General features: G+C 69.3%; 2 protein-coding genes. One reads left to right on the forward strand and one right to left on the reverse strand.

Annotated elements, in window-relative coordinates:
- Nucleotides 1-180, forward strand: a 180-nt coding sequence (locus ACFR9S_RS02125; protein WP_379817966.1) for a hypothetical protein, incomplete at its 5' end; no start/stop codon positions are given.
- Here the strand turns inward: ACFR9S_RS02125 and ACFR9S_RS02130 are convergent.
- The gene (locus ACFR9S_RS02130; protein WP_379817967.1) at nucleotides 177-1,322 is read right to left on the reverse strand and encodes an acyl-CoA dehydrogenase family protein; all 1,146 of its coding nucleotides are present in this window, start codon (nucleotides 1,320-1,322) and stop codon (nucleotides 177-179) included. The genes ACFR9S_RS02125 and ACFR9S_RS02130 overlap by 4 nt on opposite strands.
- Nucleotides 1,323-1,409 lie beyond the last annotated feature (87 nt).

Genomic DNA, 1,409 nt, shown 5'->3' on the forward strand with positions numbered 1-1,409 from the left:
GCGGTGCGGTGGCGGTGGACGCCGCGGGCCGGCAGCGGTCGCCGGCCCGCGGGGGAGGGGTGGGGACTCGGCGCTGTGCCGAGCCTCGTGCTCGGCACCCTGCGGTTACAAGTGGCCAAGCATCGAGCTGCTGTTGCTGTCACCTCCTACGGAGACAGTAGCACCGACGAACCCACCTAATCCAGCAGATCCCGCGCAATGATCGTCTTCTGAATCTCGCTGGTCCCCTCGTAGATCGTCGTGATCCGCGCGTCGCGGTAGAACCGCTCCACGTCGAACTCGCTCATGTAGCCGTAGCCGCCGTGAATCTGCACGGCCTCGTTGGTCACGTCCATCGCCGCCTCGCTCGCGAAGTACTTCGCCATCGACGCGATCACCCGCGAATCCTCCCCGGCGTCGGCCTGCCGAGCGGCCTCCCGGCAGAGCAGCCGTGAGGCCTCCACCTGCGTCGCCATGTCGGCGATCTTCTGCCGGATCGCGCCGATGTCGCCGATCGGCTTCCCGAACTGCTCGCGCTCGCCGGCGTAGGCGATCGCCTCGTCCAGCGCCGCCTGCGCGACGCCCACTGCTTGCGAGGCGATCCCCAGTCGCCCGCCGGTGAGGATCTTGAACGCCGCCGAGAGGCCCTTCCCTTCCGGGGTGAGGCGGTACTTCTCGGGCACCTCGACGCCGTCGAACGTCATCCCCGTCGTGTCGCTGGCCCGCAGGCCGAGCTTGTGCTCCTTCTTCCCGACTTCGACGCCGTCGTAGTCGGCGGGGACGAGGAACTGCGTGATCGACCCGCGGTCCTCGGGATCCGTTTTCGCGAAGACGATGTACACGCCGGCGCGCTCGCCGTTGGTGATCCACTGCTTCTCGCCCGTGATGCGGTAGCCGTCCTCGGTCTTCTCCGCAGTGGTCGTCATCTCCGCGGGGTTGGAGCCGGCGCCGGGCTCGGAGAGACAGAACGCGCCGACGGGCCGGCCGTCGACCATCTCCGGCAGCCACTCCTCTTTCACCTCGTCGCTGCCGAACTCCGCGATACAGGAGGTCGCGAGGCAGTGGACCGACAGCGCGGTCGCGACCGCGAGGTGGCCGTAGGCGACCGCCTCGCTCACGACCGCGTAGGTGGCGCTGTCGGCGTCGAAGCCGCCGTACTCCGTCGGGACGGTCAGCCCGGTGAGGTCGAGTTCGGCGAGGTCGTCCCACGCGTCCTCGGGGAACGTCTCCTCGTCGTCGAGCCGCTGGGCCTCGGGGCGGAGCTCCTCGAGGGCGAACTCCTCGACGGCGTCCCGGATGGCGCGCTGCTCGTCGGTCAGCGCGGAGTCGGTCTGGATCTGCATGGCCGACTGATGGGCCGGGCGGCGCAAAAACGGTCCGACTCCGGGGCCTCAGTCGTCGTTCCGCAGGTAGCCCACCACTTCGAGCGG

Origin of the sequence: Halolamina salina (genome assembly GCF_042678005.1) — an archaeon.
In the GTDB taxonomy this organism is placed as follows: domain Archaea; phylum Halobacteriota; class Halobacteria; order Halobacteriales; family Haloferacaceae; genus Halolamina; species Halolamina salina.